14 protein-coding genes are annotated in these 15,445 nt (G+C 71.3%); 6 read left to right on the top strand and 8 right to left on the bottom strand.

Going from position 1 to position 15,445, the window contains the following annotated elements:
- Nucleotides 1-83: 83 nt before the first annotated feature.
- The 3 genes from QL987_RS11935 to QL987_RS11925 all read left to right on the top strand — a co-directional run bounded on the left by QL987_RS11935 (nucleotide 84) and on the right by QL987_RS11925 (nucleotide 3,907).
- Nucleotides 84-974: an SDR family oxidoreductase gene (locus QL987_RS11935; RefSeq protein WP_290157822.1), complete on the top strand. Its 891-nt coding sequence runs from the start codon at nucleotides 84-86 to the stop codon at nucleotides 972-974.
- Nucleotides 971-3,523, top strand: a complete 2,553-nt coding sequence (locus tag QL987_RS11930) for an ATP-dependent DNA ligase (RefSeq protein WP_290157821.1) — start codon at nucleotides 971-973, stop codon at nucleotides 3,521-3,523. The genes QL987_RS11935 and QL987_RS11930 overlap by 4 nt, the downstream gene beginning before the upstream one ends.
- 171 nt (nucleotides 3,524-3,694) lie before the next feature.
- The gene (locus QL987_RS11925; RefSeq protein ID WP_290157820.1) at nucleotides 3,695-3,907 is read left to right on the top strand and encodes a hypothetical protein; all 213 of its coding nucleotides are present in this window, start codon (nucleotides 3,695-3,697) and stop codon (nucleotides 3,905-3,907) included.
- A 38-nt stretch (nucleotides 3,908-3,945) separates the two neighbouring features.
- Here the strand turns inward: QL987_RS11925 and QL987_RS11920 are convergent, their stop codons facing one another.
- From QL987_RS11920 to QL987_RS11900, 5 genes are all read right to left on the bottom strand, one after another.
- On the bottom strand, nucleotides 3,946-4,125 hold the full coding sequence (locus tag QL987_RS11920) for a hypothetical protein (RefSeq protein WP_146248252.1): 180 nt from the start codon (nucleotides 4,123-4,125) through the stop codon (nucleotides 3,946-3,948).
- A gap of 10 nt (nucleotides 4,126-4,135) precedes the next feature.
- Nucleotides 4,136-5,110 carry a sugar phosphate isomerase/epimerase gene (locus tag QL987_RS11915; protein ID WP_290157819.1) on the bottom strand — a complete coding sequence of 325 codons (975 nt, stop codon included), beginning with the start codon at nucleotides 5,108-5,110 and terminating at the stop codon, nucleotides 4,136-4,138.
- Nucleotides 5,111-5,270: 160 nt separating this feature from the next.
- Entirely contained in the window at nucleotides 5,271-5,954 is a 684-nt protein-coding gene (locus QL987_RS11910) for a fumarylacetoacetate hydrolase family protein (protein WP_290157818.1), read from the bottom strand.
- On the bottom strand, nucleotides 5,951-6,418 hold the full coding sequence (locus QL987_RS11905; protein WP_290157817.1) for a GtrA family protein: 468 nt from the start codon (nucleotides 6,416-6,418) through the stop codon (nucleotides 5,951-5,953). Before QL987_RS11905 ends, QL987_RS11910 begins: the two co-directional genes overlap by 4 nt.
- 79 nt (nucleotides 6,419-6,497) lie before the next feature.
- Nucleotides 6,498-8,972: a phosphoketolase family protein gene (locus QL987_RS11900; protein WP_290157816.1), complete on the bottom strand. Its 2,475-nt coding sequence runs from the start codon at nucleotides 8,970-8,972 to the stop codon at nucleotides 6,498-6,500.
- Nucleotides 8,973-9,181: 209 nt separating this feature from the next.
- Between QL987_RS11900 and QL987_RS11895 the strand changes: the two genes are divergently transcribed.
- On the top strand, nucleotides 9,182-9,865 hold the full coding sequence (locus QL987_RS11895; RefSeq protein ID WP_290157814.1) for a hypothetical protein: 684 nt from the start codon (nucleotides 9,182-9,184) through the stop codon (nucleotides 9,863-9,865).
- A gap of 103 nt (nucleotides 9,866-9,968) precedes the next feature.
- Here QL987_RS11895 and QL987_RS11890 read toward each other — a convergent pair whose 3' ends face one another.
- On the bottom strand, nucleotides 9,969-10,574 hold the full coding sequence (locus QL987_RS11890) for a DUF1992 domain-containing protein (RefSeq protein WP_111076483.1): 606 nt from the start codon (nucleotides 10,572-10,574) through the stop codon (nucleotides 9,969-9,971).
- A 92-nt stretch (nucleotides 10,575-10,666) separates the two neighbouring features.
- Here QL987_RS11890 and QL987_RS11885 point away from each other — a divergent pair, with 92 nt between their 5' ends.
- Nucleotides 10,667-11,728, top strand: coding sequence for a sodium:calcium antiporter (locus tag QL987_RS11885; protein ID WP_290157813.1), 1,062 nt, complete (start codon nucleotides 10,667-10,669; stop codon nucleotides 11,726-11,728).
- Between the two features lie 3 nt (nucleotides 11,729-11,731).
- Here QL987_RS11885 and QL987_RS11880 read toward each other — a convergent pair whose 3' ends face one another.
- A complete protein-coding gene (locus QL987_RS11880) occupies nucleotides 11,732-13,579 on the bottom strand; it encodes a glycoside hydrolase family 15 protein (protein ID WP_290157812.1) in 1,848 nt (615 codons plus the stop codon).
- Nucleotides 13,580-13,756: 177 nt separating this feature from the next.
- Here QL987_RS11880 and QL987_RS11875 point away from each other — a divergent pair, with 177 nt between their 5' ends.
- Nucleotides 13,757-14,923, top strand: coding sequence for an RtcB family protein (locus tag QL987_RS11875; protein ID WP_290157811.1), 1,167 nt, complete (start codon nucleotides 13,757-13,759; stop codon nucleotides 14,921-14,923).
- 84 nt (nucleotides 14,924-15,007) lie between these two features.
- On the opposite strand, the gene QL987_RS11870 is transcribed toward QL987_RS11875, so the two are convergent.
- The coding region (locus tag QL987_RS11870; RefSeq protein WP_290157810.1) for a hypothetical protein at nucleotides 15,008-15,445 on the bottom strand (438 nt) is incomplete at its 5' end.

Genomic DNA, 15,445 nt, shown 5'->3' with positions numbered 1-15,445 from the left:
ACAGCCGGGAGGCCCGCCCCGCGTTCTCCACGGACCTCACCGCTCCTGTGCCGCCGGTCCGGTACCGCGAGCACGATGGGGCCATGAGCCAGCTCGACAAGCAGGACCCGCGGGACCAGTACGCGCGGCCGCCGTTCCCCGCGCAGACGCAGCAGGGGTCCGGACGGGCGGCGGACCTCGACCCGCCGGCCGACCACGGTGAGACGTCGTACCAGGGGACCGGCCGGATGCGCGGCTACCGCGTCCTGGTCACCGGGGCCGACTCCGGCATCGGTCGGGCGGCCGCGATCGCGATGGCCAAGGAAGGGGCCGACGTCGCCCTGAACGCCCTGCCGGAAGAGCTCGACGACCTCACCGAGGTCCGTGACGTCATCGCCGACCTGGGGCGGAAGGCGGTGATGCTGCCGGGCGACCTGACGGACGAGTCGTTCTGCACCGAACTCGTGCGCACCGCCGTCGACCTGCTCGGCGGACTCGACGCCCTGGTCCTGGTCGCCGGACACCAGCAGGTGCACGCCGACATCACCGAGCAGAGCACCGAGGACTTCGACCGCACCATGAAGGTCAACCTGTACTCGCTGTTCTGGCTCACCCGCGCCGCGGTGCCGCACCTGGCCCCGGGGAGTGCGATCGTCACCACGAGCTCGGTGTCGGCGTACCAGCCGCAGGACCGGATGATCGACTACGCCGCCACGAAGGCCGCCATCATCACGTACACGAACGGCCTCGCACGGCAGCTCGCGCCGAAGGGCATCCGGGCGAACACCGTGGTCCCCGGTCCGGTGTGGACCCCGCTGCAGCCGATCAGCTACCCCGGTGACGAGATCGCGGCGTACGGCCAGGACACCCCGTTCGGCCGGCCGGCGCAGCCCGTCGAACTCGCCAGCGCCTACGTGCACCTGGCCGGACCCGAGTCGTCCTACACGTCGGGCACCACGCTCACGGTCGGCGGTGCCACGGGGGTCGCACTGTGAGCCCGGTCGCGAAGAAGACCACCGTGCAGGTGGGGGACCGGCGGCTGACGCTGACGAACCTCGACAAGGTGCTCTACCCGCAGACCGGCACGACGAAGGGGCAGGTGGTCGCCTACTACGAGCGGATCGCCCCGTGGATGATCCCGCACGTCACCGGCCGCCCGATGACCCGGAAGCGCTGGGCGAACGGCGTCGACGGCAAGGTCTTCTTCGAGAAGAACCTGCCCGACTCCGCGCCCGAGTGGATCCGGCACCACACCATCCACCACGAGCACCACGACGTCGAGTACCCGGTCGTCGACGACCTGCCGACCCTGGTGTGGATGGCACAGCAGGCCGCGCTGGAGCTGCACGTGCCGCAGTGGCGCTTCGGGCCGCGCGGGGGACACCAGAACCCGGACCGGCTCGTGCTCGACCTGGACCCGGGCGACGGCGTCGGTCTGCCCGAGTGCGTCGAGGTGGCGGTGGCGGCCCGCTCGGTGCTGCAGGGGATGGGACTCGAGCCGTACCCGGTGACCTCCGGGTCGAAGGGCATCCACCTGTACGCGGCCCTCGACGGCACCGCGACGGCGCAGCAGGTGTCCGACGTCGCCCACGAGCTGGCGAAGGCGCTCGAACAGGACATGCCGGACCTGGTGCTCTCGTCGATGAGCCGTGCCGAGCGAGCCGGCAAGGTGTTCGTCGACTGGTCGCAGAACAACGGCAACAAGACCACGATCGCGCCGTACTCGCTGCGCGGCCGATCGCACCCGACGGTCGCGACGCCCCGGACGTGGAAGGAGCTGACCGAGCCCGGGTTGACCCACCTGACCCTCGACCAGGTCCTCGAGCGGATGCCGGACCTCGGCGACCTGCTGCACCCCGTCGCCGCGGCGTCACTCGGTGTCGGGCGTGCGGACGCCGGGCACTGGGACGGGGCCCGGACCGAAGCGGTGAACGAGCGTGAACGCCAGGAACGACAGGAGCTGCAGGACCGTCTGACGACCTACCGCGCCAAGCGGGACGCGTCGAAGACCCCGGAACCCGTCCCGCAGGGCTCCCCGACGGTGCGGACCGACGGCACACCGACGTTCGTCATCCAGGAGCACCACGCCACCCGCAACCACTACGACTTCCGTCTCGAGCACGATGGGGTCCTGGTGAGCTGGGCGCTGCCGAAGGGCGAACCGACCGACCCCGGGGCGAACCACCTGGCCGTCCACACCGAGGACCACCCGCTGGAGTACGGCGGTTTCGAGGGGATCATCCCCGCGGGCGAGTACGGCGGCGGCACCGTGACGATCTGGGACGACGGCACGTACGAGCTCGAGAAGTGGCGCGAGGACGAAGAGGTCATCGTCACCCTGCACGGCCGGACCAACGGTGTCCGACGGCTCGCGCTCCTGCACACCCGCGGTCACGGCCGTGGCCGAACCGGGGACGAGAAGAGCTGGCTCATCCACCGGACGAAGGACCAGCCCGCTGCCGATGGCGACGGCAGCGGTGCCGGGAGCGCCGCCGCTGCCGGTTCCCGTACCGGCCAGCGTGACGGGCACGGCGGCGGCCGTGCGCACACCGCCGCGCGGATCGAGCACGCCGCCGAGTCGGACACCGCGCCGGACCAGCGCCACACCATGCAGGCGTCCCTGCGAGAGGGCGAACCCGCGCTGGACCCGGAGCAGTGGGCGTTCGAGATGAAGTGGGACGGCGTCCGCGCCCTCGCCACCGTCCACGACGGCACTGTCCGACTCCGTAGCCGGAACGGCAACGACCTGACCGACCAGTACCCCGAGCTGCAGGCGCTCGCCGAGCACGCCGGCGTGGACGGGGTCTTCGACGGGGAGGTCGTCGCGCTCGACGAACACGGCCGGCCGTCGTTCCAGCTGCTGCAGAACCGGATGGGGCTGACGAAGCCGCGCGAGGTCAGCGCTGCCCAGGCCACCACCCCCGTGCACCTGCTGCTGTTCGACGTGCTCGAAGCCGACGGGCACGAACTCACCCGGCTCGGGTACACCGCGCGGCGTGAAGCCCTGCTGACGGTCGTCGAACCCGGCGGTCCGATCGACGTCCCACCGGAGTTCGACGGTGACCTCGCCGCCGCGATGACCGAGTCCCGGAAGCGCGGGCTCGAGGGGATCGTCGCGAAGAAGCGGTCCTCCCGGTACGCCGAGGGCCGTCGCTCGGAGTCCTGGCTCAAGCTCAAGCACCACGCCACACAAGAGGTCGTCGTCGGCGGCTGGAAGCCCGGTGCCGGTCGACGCGAGGGCGGGATCGGATCGCTGCTGCTCGGGATCCCGGGGGACGACGGCCTGGTGTACGTCGGCAAGGTGGGCACCGGGTTCCGTGACCGGGACCTCGACGAGATCGGAGCGCTGCTCGGGGATCTCGAGCAGGACGGCTCCCCGTTCGTCGACGTGCCACGGCCGGACGCCCGCGATGCACACTGGGTCCGTCCGGAATGTGTGGGCGAGGTGCAGTTCGCCGAGTGGACGGGTGACGGACGACTCCGACAGCCCTCGTGGCGGGGGTGGCGCACCGACAAGGAGCCCGACCAGGTCGTCCGAGAATGATGCGTCCGGCGTCAGCGTGATGCGGGCTCCGGAATCCGCATGCGTGAGCATGAGGTCCGCCCGGGGCGAACTTCCGTCCCCCGTTGTCGGTCCTGGCGGGGGACGAATGCGGTCGTGATCGTCGTCGCGCAAGGGCTGGCTGTTACGTTCCTCGGGACGGAAGGACGCGACATGGACGCGAGCAAGTACCTCCCGCCGTTCGCTCAGGGGCAGCGTGGGGACGCGACCGCAGACCAGCGGGACGACCAGGACGGCTCGACGGGATCAGGCCCGGACGGCCGGACCGGCAGTGGACGGACGGGTGATCGCCAGATGGTGGGTGCGGGCGCCGAGCACGAAGCGACCTACGCCGACTTCCTCGGCGACCAGGTCGACGACGAGTGACCCGTCGCCCGGCGTGCCCGGCGGCCTGATCGGGACGCTCAGGCCGCGGGTGCCGGACCGTCCGCGGGCGCCCCGCCGGACTCCAGGGGCAGTTCTTCCTCGGCCGCAGCGCGCTCGTCCGCGTGCCCGGCGTCAGCGGCAGCCGCCTTCGCCTCGTCGATGGCCTCCTGCGAAGCCTGCAGTGCGTCGTCGTTGCCGGGGTGTGCCTGATCAGTCATGGCCGCCACGCTACGCGGACGTCGCTGGATCGGCTCGACGGGCGACGCGGGCCCCCTGGGCGTGCTGGGCTCCCGACCCGCTGGCGGTCCCCGGCCCGTCGTAGTCCACGGCCGAGGTCGGCGCGGCCGAGGTCGGCATCGCCGGCGCCGGCGGTTCGTCGTGCGCATCGGCAGCGTCGAGCACCGCCCGGGTCGCCGCAGCCGCCACCCGGAGCGCGTCCGGGAGCGGCATCGCCCGGAGCGCCGGGGTGCGCACCTCCACACCCCAGGGCTCGGCGAAGCCCAGGCCGCGGACGGTGCGGACGAACCCGGGCAGGTCCCACGCTCCGGTGCCAGGCAGGTAACGCCCGTTCCGGGACTCGTCCGCCAGCGTCATGCCGTTCGCGACGTGCAGCAGTCCGTCGCTGAGCTCGACCGCGGCGAGGGTGGACGGGACGACCCCCTGCCCGATCGAGGCCAGGGTGGAGCCGCCCCGGAGCGCGTGCATCGCGTCGAGGAGCAGCCCACCGTTCGGGTGTCCGGCGGCGACGAACCGCGAGGCACGCTCCACGGTCGCCAGGTTCGTCCACGGCTCGGGTTCCAGGACGAGCCGCGCCCCGACGCCCTCGGCCTGTGCGGCGAGCCGGTCCCATGCTGCCGCCATCGCGCCGAGCGGTACGGCCGGGACGGAGTGGTCGGCGCGGACGACGACCTGCCATGCGCTGAGGCTGGCGGCGGCCTCGAGCACCACCCCGCGGTCGGCGTCGTGTTCGGCGCCGGCGGCCCACCAGTTGCCGAGCGTGCCGACCTGGACCCAGACCACGCCGGCGTCGTCGAGCATCCGTCGGAGCAGGGCGAACCCGATGGTGCCGCGGACCTCGTGCAGGTCGTCGACCGAGAGGCCGAGCCCGGCGAACCCGGCTCGTCCGACGGCGCGGATGCGCTCACCGATGCGCTCGTCGCCGGACCACGTCCACGACGTGGCGAGCAGGTCGTGTTCCTCCACCGGATCACCTCCATGATCCGGACGTGCTCGACTGCGTCGTTGCAGTTGCCGCACACCCTGGCTGCTGACCGCCGCCGGGCCGGGCCCCGTTCCCCGTGCGCCCGACAGCGTCAGGCACGGTTCTACGCCCGCTGGCTCCGAGGGCTCCCAGCCCGCCGGGTCAGACGATGCGCGTCCCGACCGTGCCGACGCCGTCGATCGTCCCGCGCAGCACCGAGCCGCGGGACACCGGTCCGACGCCGTCCGGGGTGCCGGTGAAGAGCAGGTCGCCGGCCTCCAGACGGACAGCACGGGACAGCGCGGCGATGGTCTCGGCGACGGACCAGATCTGGTCGGCCAGGTCCCCGGACTGCCGGAGTTCCCCGTCGACGTGCAACGAGATGCCGCCGGCGGTGGGATCCACACCGGCAGCGGGGACGATCGTGCCGATCGGTGCGGAGTGGTCGAACCCCTTGGCCAGGTCCCACGGCCGGCCGAGCCGCTTCGCCTCGGCCTGCAGATCGCGCCGGGTGAGGTCGATGCCCACCGCGTAGCCCCAGACCAGGTCGAGCGCGTCGGCGACGGCGACGTCCTGGCCGCCGGCTCCGAGCGCGACGACGAGTTCGACCTCGTACTCGAGCTGCTCGGTCAGGGTCGGGTACCCGGTGTCGCGACCGTCGGTGACGATCGCGTCGGCCGGCTTGCCGAAGAAGAAGGGCGGCTCGCGGTCGGGGTCGTGGCCCATCTCGCGCGCGTGCGCCGCGTAGTTGCGGCCGACGCAGTGGATGCGTCGGACCGGGAACCGACCGCCGGTGGCGGTGGGCACGGTCGGGAGGCCCGGGGCCGGGACGACGAGGTCGGTCACGCGTCCAGGGGGGCAGCCCGGGCCGGGAACACGAAGCGGTTCATCGCCCAGTAGCGGAAGCCCATCGCGATGAGCGTGCCGATGACGGGCCCGCTGATGAAGTCGGCGAGTTCCTGGCCGGCGAGCGACACGTTGGGGACCTCGAGGCCGAAGACGTACCGGGAGATCCAGAGCGGGGCCGAGTTCAGCGCGACCCCGATCACGCTGACGACGAGGAACAGCAGCAGCTCGTGTCCGGTGCGGAGTTCACCGCGGTCGCCGAAGGACCACTTCTTGTTGAGGAAGTAGGAGAACACCGTCGCGACGATGATGCCGATCGACAGCGCGGTCACCGGGTGCTGCGGCATGACGAAGAACTTCAACCCGTAGTTGATGCCCATCGTGATGACGAAGCCGAGACCACCCACGACCAGGAACCGGAGCGCCGGGTGTTCGACGAGCGACCGGACGGAGAACGACTGCACCGGCCAACCCTAGACCGGCGTCGCCGGACGTCCGCTGACCGGCACGGCTTCCGGACCGGCAGTCCGTTCAGCCGGACGCTCAGTTGCCGGGTGCCGCACCCTCGGTCTCCCCGTGTCCCGGGTCGCCGCCCGTGCCGCCGTCGGACGGCTCGTCCTGCGGCCAGCCGGTGAACTCCCACCCGGAGACCGCCTGGTGGTCCTCACCGTTCGTGTACGCGAAGGCACGTGCTGCGGTCCGGGCATCGGTGAGGGCGGTGAGCAGGTCGGCGAACCGGTCGGACCCGTCCGCGACGCGGGTGAGCGCGTCGTGGGCCAGGGCGTACCGGTCCATCTCGTTGCGGATGAGCATGTCGAACGGCGACGTCGTGGTGCCCTGCTCGAGGAAGCCGTGCACGTGCAGGTCGTCGTGCCCGTGCCGGCGGTAGGTGAGCTGGTGGACGAGCGTCGGGTACCCGTGGAAGGCGAACACCGCGGGGGTGCCGGGCAGGAACAGCTCGTCGTAGCGGTCGTCGCTGATCGGGTGCTCGTGCTTCCGCGGGTCCCCGATGGCGAGCAGGTCGACCACGTTGACGACGCGCACGCCGACGTCGGGGGCGTGCTTCCGGATGATGTCCGCGGCGGCGACGGTCTCGACGGTGGGGACGTCACCGGCGCTGACGAGCACGACGTCGACATGGCCGACCTCCTGCTCGGTGCCGGCCCAGTCCCAGGTCCCGACGCCCGCGTCGGCGTGCGCGACGGCGTCCTCGAGGGACAGGAACACCGGTTCGGGGTGCTTGCCGGCGACGATCACCTCGATGCGGTCCGTGGTCTCCATCGCGTGCGCGGCGACGGCGAGGAGCGTGTTGGCGTCCGCGGGCAGCTTGATGCGCACGAGGTCCTGCTGCTTCGACGCGACGACGTCGAGGAACCCGGGGTCCTGGTGTGAGAACCCGTTGTGGTCCTGGCGCCACACGTGCGACGACAGCAGGATCGTCAGGTTCGACACCGGCGCTCGCCAGTCGATGTCGGTCGCGGACTCGAGCCACTTGGCGTACTGGCCGACCATCGAGTCGATGATGTGGGCGAAGGCCTCGTACGTGTTGAGGACGCCGTGGCGGCCGCTCAGCACGTAGCCCTCGAGCATGCCCTCGAGCAGGTGTTCGGAGAGCACCTCGATGACACGACCGCGGGCGGACAGGTGCTCGTCGCCCTCGGCTCGTCGGGCACGCCAGACGCGGTTCGTGACGTCGAAGACCGCGTCGAGCTTGTTCGAGATCGTCTCGTCCGGGCCGAACAGCCGGAAGTCCTGCGGGTTCCGCTGGATGAGTTCGGCCATCCAGGGGCCCAGCGTGCCGGTGGCCGAGGCCGGCTCGCCCACCGGCACCCCGAAGCGCTCGAGTCCGGGCCGGTCGAGGGCGGTGCGGATCCGGCCGCCGTTCGCGTGCGGTGTGGCGCTCATCCGGGTGTCCCCGGTCGGCCGGATGGTGTCGAGGATGCCGATCGGACGGGCGTCCTCGTCGAACAGCTCCTCCGGACGGTAGGAGCGCATCCACTCCTCGAGCTGCCGGCGGTGGCCCTCGTCCTCGCGGACGTTCGGCAGCGGGACCTGGTGGGCGCGGAAGGTGCCCTCGACCTGCTGGCCGTCGACGACCTTCGGCCCGGTCCAGCCCTTCGGGGTCCGGAGCACGATCATCGGCCAGCGCGGGCGGAGGTCGGCGGCACCGGCCATCTCGCCGGCGGCGGCGCGGGCTGCCTGCGCGCGGGCGGCGGCCTGGATGTCGTCGATGGTCGCCAGGGCCCGACGGAGCGCTCCGTCGAACAGGGCGTGCACGGCGAAGGGGTCGTGGTCGACGCGACCGGAGTCGACGACGATCGGCTCGTACCCCAGGCCGCGGAAGTAGGCCTGGAGGTCCTCGTCCGGGATGCGCGCGAGGACCGTCGGGTTCGCGATCTTCCATCCGTTGAGGTTGAGGATCGGCAGCACCGCCCCGTCGGACACCGGGTCGAGGAACGTGTGCGCCTGCCACGAGGCGGAGAGCGGTCCGGTCTCGGCCTCGCCGTCCCCGACGACGCACGCGACGACGAGGTCCGGGTTGTCGAGGGCCGCGCCGTACGCGTGTGCGAGGGAGTAGCCGAGCTCGCCGCCCTCGTTGATCGACCCGGGGGTCTGCGGGGCAGCGTGCGAGGGGATGCCACCGGGGAACGAGAACTGCCGGAAGAAGCGCTGCAGTCCGGCCGTGTCCCGCGTGATCTCCGGGTAGAGCTCGTTCCAGGTGCCCTCGAGCCAGGCGTTCGCGTTCATCGCGGGACCGCCGTGCCCGGGGCCACAGATGTACAGGACGTCGCGGCCGGTCTCGCTGATCACGGCGTTGAGGTGCGCGTACACGAGGTTCAACGCGGGCGACGTCCCCCAGTGTCCGAGGAGCCGCGGCTTGATGTCGGAGGGCTCGAGCGGCCGCTCGAGCAGCGGGTCGTCGAGCAGGTAGATCTGCCCGACGGTGAGGTAGTTCGCGGCGCGCCACCAGGCGTCGATCGCGCGGATGCGGTCGGTGGAGGAGTGCGTCGAGGACATGCTCCACAGGCTACGAGGACGCCGATCCGGGGAATCCAGAAATCTCTCCAATCCGATCCGTGGACGGCCCCGAATCACTGTCACAAGCCGGGAAACACCCGCAAGCGCTCACCAGCAGCTCACCGCTGGTTCTCCACCCCCACCGCCGGGGTGTGTTCGGCGCGCTGTCACCAACCGCGCCGAGCGCGTTCAAGCAAAGGAATGAAGACATGCGCAAGTCCCTGAAGAACACGATCACCCTCGCCACCGCCGGCGCGATCGTCCTGGGCGGTGCCGGCTTCGGCATCACCGCCGCCAACGCCGCCACCCCGACCGTGCACACCATCTCCTCCAGCTCCGCGTCGAAGATCCCCGCGCCGGTCGCCTCGGTCCCCGACGTCCTCGGCGGCAACACCTCCGTCGCCCTCGACAAGGGCTTCACCGACGCCCTCACCTCGCTGAAGCTGACCCCGGGCGTCTCCGGCAACGCCAAGCTCGCCGACGGCGCCGTGTCGTTCCCGATCACCTCCGGCTCGGTCACCTACTGGAGCCCGGACGGCAAGTACCGCCCCTACGTGCAGGGCCTGCTGAACCACGACGACTCCGGCCTGACCCTCAAGGCCGGCGACACCACCGTCACGCTCGAGAACTTCGTCGTGAACCCCGGCTCCTCGAAGCTCTCCGGTGACGTCCTCGTCAACGGCAAGGTCGCCGTCGCCAACGCATACCTCTTCTCCCTCCACGGCGGCACCCTGAAGCCGCTCCAGCTCGAGGGCGACAACGCGATCCTCACCGGCACCACCGTCCACATCTCCGACGACGCCGCGAAGCTGCTCAACAGCACCTTCAAGACCGACGCCGTCAAGGGCGGCCTGCTCGTCGGCACCGCCACCATCACCGCCCAGATCAAGTAACACCTGACCTGACGCACCACCAGAACGCCGCCCCGGCACACGCCGGGACGGCGTTCTCGCGTTCCCGGACCAGTCGCCACACGGACGGGAGGCCCGGGTCACCTCACCCGCGTCGGCGCCACCACCGGTGCGCTCGCGTCCCGGCCGCCTGCGCGGCCGCAGCCGACGCGGCGGCCGCGGCACGGGCCTCCCGGCGGTCCCGCCAGCGGGCGACCTCGACCTCGACGTCCCGCATCGGCGTGACCACCGGCGGTCCGCCGAGCAGCTGCCGGCGGGCTTCCTTCACACGGGCGTTGAAGTCCACCAGGACGTCGCGGACGTCGGACTCCACTGAGAGTGCGTCCAGGTGGTCGTCGAGCTCGGCGTCCTCGGTGCGGAGGGCGAGGGCCGGCGGCGCGATCCCGCGGATGTCCTCACGCTCGATCTTCGACTTGATCCACCAGTCCGGGTCGTGCTGCCCGTCGATCCCCGGCAACGGCTTGCCGTGGTACGGATTGCCCTCGAACACCCCGCGGCGCTCGGCTTCGGCGATCCGTGCCCGGGCGTGCGCGGCGACGTCGGCGGCCTTGAGCAGCTGCTGTTCCTCGCGCTCCGCACGGACCTCGTCCGGGTCGAGCGAACCCCGCTCGACCTCGCTGTCCACGAGCTGCTGGTACCGGTACCGCGCGGCCTTCCGCAGGCGGTCCATCCGGGCGTCGACGTCGTTCATCGTCCGTCCATGATGCCCCTGGCACCCGACAGGGGCACCCAGCGGCCCCGGACCGGAGACGGACCCAGCCGTCGGGGTCCATCGTCACCCTCGTGGAATCCCTGCCCCTCTGGTTGCTCGTCCTGGTCTTCGTCGCGGGTGCCGCCGTGGTCTGGATCGCCGGCATCCAACTGTCCAAGACGACCGACGTCCTCGACTCCCGCCTGCACCTCGGCAGTGCGCTCGGCGGGCTCGTCGTGCTGGCCGTCGCGACGAACCTGCCCGAGATCGCGATCACCGTCAGCGCCGGACTGTCCGGGTCGATCGAGGTCGCGGCGGGCAACATCCTCGGCGGCATCGCCCTGCAGACCGTCGTGATCGCCGTGCTCGACGCGTTCGGCAAGCGCGGGAAGGACGTCAAGCCGATCACGTACCGCGCGGCGTCGCTGACCCTGGTGCTCGAAGCGGTCGTCGTCGTCGCCGTGCTCGCCGTCGTCATCGCCGGCAGTCAGCTGCCGCCGGACCTGGTCGTCGCCCGACTGACGCCGGACGTGGTGCTCATCGCGGTGATCTGGGTGATCGGGCTGTTCCTGGTGCAGCGCGCGAGCAAGGGCCTGCCGTGGCACGAGAGCGGTCACGCCCCGGACGCCAGCCCGCACGCTGCCGGACACCGGACCCGCAAGCCGGACACCGAGCCGATGAGCACCCGGAAGGCGGTGGTCGTCTTCGCGGTGTCCGCCCTCGCGACCCTCGTCGCCGGTGTCGTGCTCGAACGCGCCGGGGACGCGGCTTCGAGTCAGATCGGGCTGTCGGGCGTGCTCTTCGGGGCGACCGTCCTGGCCCTCGCGACGAGCCTGCCGGAGATCTCCACGGGCCTCCAGGCCGTCAAGCAGGGTGACGACAACCTGGCGGTCTCCGACATCTTCGGCGGCAACGCCTTCCTGCCGGTGCTGTTCCTCGTCGCCACCGTGCTGTCCGGCAAGGCGGTGCTGCCGCAGGCGAACGCCAGCGACGTGTACCTGACCGCCCTCGCCGCGCTGCTGACCCTGGTCTACGCGGTGGGACTCGTGTTCCGGCCGCAGCGTCGCATCATCGGGATGGGCGTCGACTCGTTCGTCGTCGTCGTGATGTACCTGGTCGGCGTCGCGGGTCTGGTCGCGATCTCCCTGGCCTGAGGGTCAGTCCTCGTCGGCACCGTCGTCAGCGGCACCGTCCTCAGCGGTGACCTCTTCGATCGTCAGCGCCGCCTGGATGAGCGCCAGGTGCGACAGCCCCTGCGGGAGGTTGCCCATGAACTCGCCGCCCTCGCTGATCATCTCGCTGAACAGGCCGACCTCGTTCGCCTGGTCGACCATCTCGTCCATCAGGTGGCGTGCGTCGTCGTGGCGGCCGACGCAGGCCATCGCCGCGGCCAGCCAGAACGAGCACGCCACGAACGGGGACTCCTCGTCCTCGATGCCCGAGTAGCGGTAGACGAGCGGGCCGCGCTGCAGCCGCTCCTCGATGGCCCGGATCGTCGACTCCATCCGGGGTCCCCGGTCGAAGGCCGACATGGCGTGCAGCAGGATCGAGGTGTCCAGGGCGTCGGAGCCCGGGTACATGACGTAGTACCCGCGTTCCTCGTCCCAGCCGTTGTCGCTGACCCACTGCTCGATCAGCTCGCGGTTCTCGATCCACTTGTCGCGGGGGCCGTCGATCATGCCGGCGTCATGCAGTTCCGCCGCGGCGTCGAGTGCCTGCCAGCAGCCGATCTTGCTCGACACGTAGTGCTGGGTGTCCTCGAGCTCCCACATGCCGGAGTCCGCTTCCTCCCAGCGGTGGCAGGCGTCGTCCGCGAGCTGCTGCAGCACCTTCGCGGTCTTCCGGTCCAGGACGTTGCCGGCACGGACGTACTGACGCATGATCTCGAAGACGTCGCCCCAGACACCGAGCTGCAGCTGGTTGCCCGCCCGGTTGCCGACCGTGACCGGGCCGATGCCCTGCCACCCGGGGACGTCGCGCTCCTCGACCTCGTCGGTCTTCGAGCCGTCGAGCCGGTAGAAGATCGGCATCGTCTCGTCGTGGTCGGCGATGGTCCGCATCACCCACGAGACGGCCGCGTGGGTCTCCTCGCGTAGGCCGAAGCGGGTCAGCGCGTGCACCGTGTAGGACAGGTCGCGCACCCAGGCGAAGCGGTAGTCCCAGTTCTTGCCGCCGGTCCGGTCCTCCGGGAGGCTCGTGGTCGGGGCCGCCGCGATGGCGCCGGTCGGCGAGTAGATCAGCAGCTTCAGCGCCAGGGCGCTCCGCTGCACCGCCTCGGACCAGGGCCCGTCGTACGAGAACTCCGACGACCACTGCGACCAGTTCTCGATGGTGCGGTCGATGCCCTCCATCGTGCGCTCCGGGTCGGGCATGAAGATCGGTTCGTCGTGCGTGCCGACGATCGTCAGGATGTGCTTCGAGCCCTCGGTGGTGTCGAAGCGGCCGGAGAACCGGGGACCGTCGTCGTGCACCGGGTCGAAGCCCTGCTCGACGATGGCGATGGTGACCCCGTCGATGCCGATCACGGTGCCGTTGGCGGTGTCCAGGCGCTTCGGCTCGGCGGTGTTGAGCAGCGTGCCGGGCACGACCGCCCACTCCATCTCGACCGAACCACGCACGCCCTGCACGCAGCGGCCGATCTCGGCCCAGGGCAGGCGTCCGGCGACACCGGTCACCATGGCGTCCGTGACGGTGACCTGGCCGGACGGCGTGGTCCAGGTCGTGACCAGGACGTTCGTCCCCGGCAGGTACTGCCGCTCGACCTCGGCGCCGCCGTCGGCCGGGCGCAGGGCGATGTGTCCGCCGTGCTCGGCGTCGACGATGCTCGCGAACACCGGGGGTGAGTCCATGCCGGGGATCGGCAGCCAGTCGATGCGGCCGTCGCGGGCGATGAGCGCCACGGTCCGACCATCGCCGATCGCGCCGTAGGAGCGGAGCGGGACGTACCCGTCGGTGCGCTCCTCGTTCTCGGTGGCGTCGGGGGTGTCCCGTGTCCGTTCGGTCATGGCTCCATCGTGCCCGCACCGGCTCGACGTGCCGCGCACGGCACGTACCCCGGCCGTGCGCGGCGGGGCCGGGCCATGCCATGCCGGCTTGCGTCGGGCACCGCGACCGCGCTACGGTGCTCGGTTCTGCCCGGACGGGCGGACCGTCACCACGACGTCGTCCGACAGGGACCCACCATGCAGAAGATCACCAACCGACTCCTCTCCTGGGCATCGATGCTCGAGGAGCAGACCGAACAGCAGGCGCGCACGACCTCCCGGATGCCCTTCGTGTTCCCGCACCTCGCGCTGATGCCCGACGCCCACCTCGGGCTCGGCGCCACCGTCGGGTCCGTCATCCCCACCCTCGGCGCGGTCATGCCCGCGGCCGTCGGGGTCGACATCGGCTGCGGGATGATCGCCGTCCGCACCCAGTTCTCGAGCGCCGACCTGCCCGAGGACCTGCGACCGCTCCGCGAGGCGATCGAACGGGCGATCCCGCTGTCCGCCGGGGCCACGAACCAGACCGTCGTCGCGACCGCGGCACCGCGGATCGCGGAACTCGAGGCGCTGGCCGTCGAAGCCGGCTTCGACCCCGCGGAGGTGCTCGGCGGCTGGCGGAACCAGCTCGGCACGCTCGGTTCCGGCAACCACTTCATCGAGGTCTCCCTCGACGAGGAGGACCGCGTCTGGCTGTTCCTGCACTCCGGGTCCCGCGGGGTCGGCAACAGGATCGCCCAGCGACACATCGCGGTGGCCAAGGAGGCGATGGAGCGGTGGTGGATCGAGCTGCCGGACCCCGACCTGGCCTACCTCGTCGAGGGCACGCCCGAGTTCGACCGGTACATCGCCGAACTGGGGTGGGCGCAGCACTTCGCCCTGCTCAACCGCGAGGAGATGATGGACCGTGTCGTCCGGCAGCTCGCCGAGGTCGTGGACACCGAGGTGCAGGAACTCGAGCGCATCAACTGCCACCACAACTTCACGCAGCGGGAGACGCACTGGGGCAAGTCGGTGTGGGTGTCCCGGAAGGGGGCGATCCAGGCCACGGCCGGGCAGCCGGGGCTGATCCCGGGGTCGATGGGCACGGCGTCGTACGTGGTCGAGGGGCGGGGGAACAAGCCGTCGCTCGAGTCGTCACCGCACGGGGCCGGCCGCTCGTACTCGCGGTCGGCGGCACGTCGGACCTTCACGCACGAGCAGCTGCGCGAGGCGATGGCGGGCATCGAGTACCGCGACACCGATGCGTTCCTCGACGAGATCCCGGCGGCCTACAAGCCGATCGACCAGGTGATGGCGGACGCGGCCGACCTCGTCACGGTGCGGCACACGCTGCGGCAGATCGTGAACGTCAAGGGGGACTGACCCGGCGGGACGACGGACGGGAGGCCCGGGCTGACTGCGCCCGCACCTCCCGTCCGTCACCGGGTGGCCCCGGTCCCTGGTGGGTCAGGACACCGGGACGGCACCCCAGGCTGCCTGGTAGCTCTTCGCGAAGATGTTCGCGGTGACGCGCTTGCCGATCTGGAGGCTGTAGTCGCCCACGTTCGCCGCCGCGACGGTCACGTGGAAGGCGCCCGTGGCGTCGGTCTTGCCGACCGCCTGGTACCCGGCGCCGGCGGCGATCTCGATGTCCTTGTTCGCGAACGCGGACTTGCCGGTGACGGTGATGACGCCGTCGTGGATGGTGCTCGAGGTGATCTCCAGCTTGCCGCCGGAGAACACGTGCGCGCCGATGCCGGTGGTGACCGTGCTGCTCGACGTGGTCGGCGACGGCTGGACGGCCGCGTTCGCCGGGATCGAGGCGACGAGCGGAGCGCCGAGCGCGAGGGCGAGGCCGGCGGCGGCGACGAGGGTGGTGGACTTCTTCATGTGCGGTGCTTCCTG

This window comes from Curtobacterium sp. APC 4022 (genome assembly GCF_030407555.1).
In the GTDB taxonomy this organism is placed as follows: domain Bacteria; phylum Actinomycetota; class Actinomycetes; order Actinomycetales; family Microbacteriaceae; genus Curtobacterium.
The sequence above is the reverse complement of the archived record's forward strand: the minus strand, read 5'-3'. Positions and strand labels throughout refer to the sequence as shown.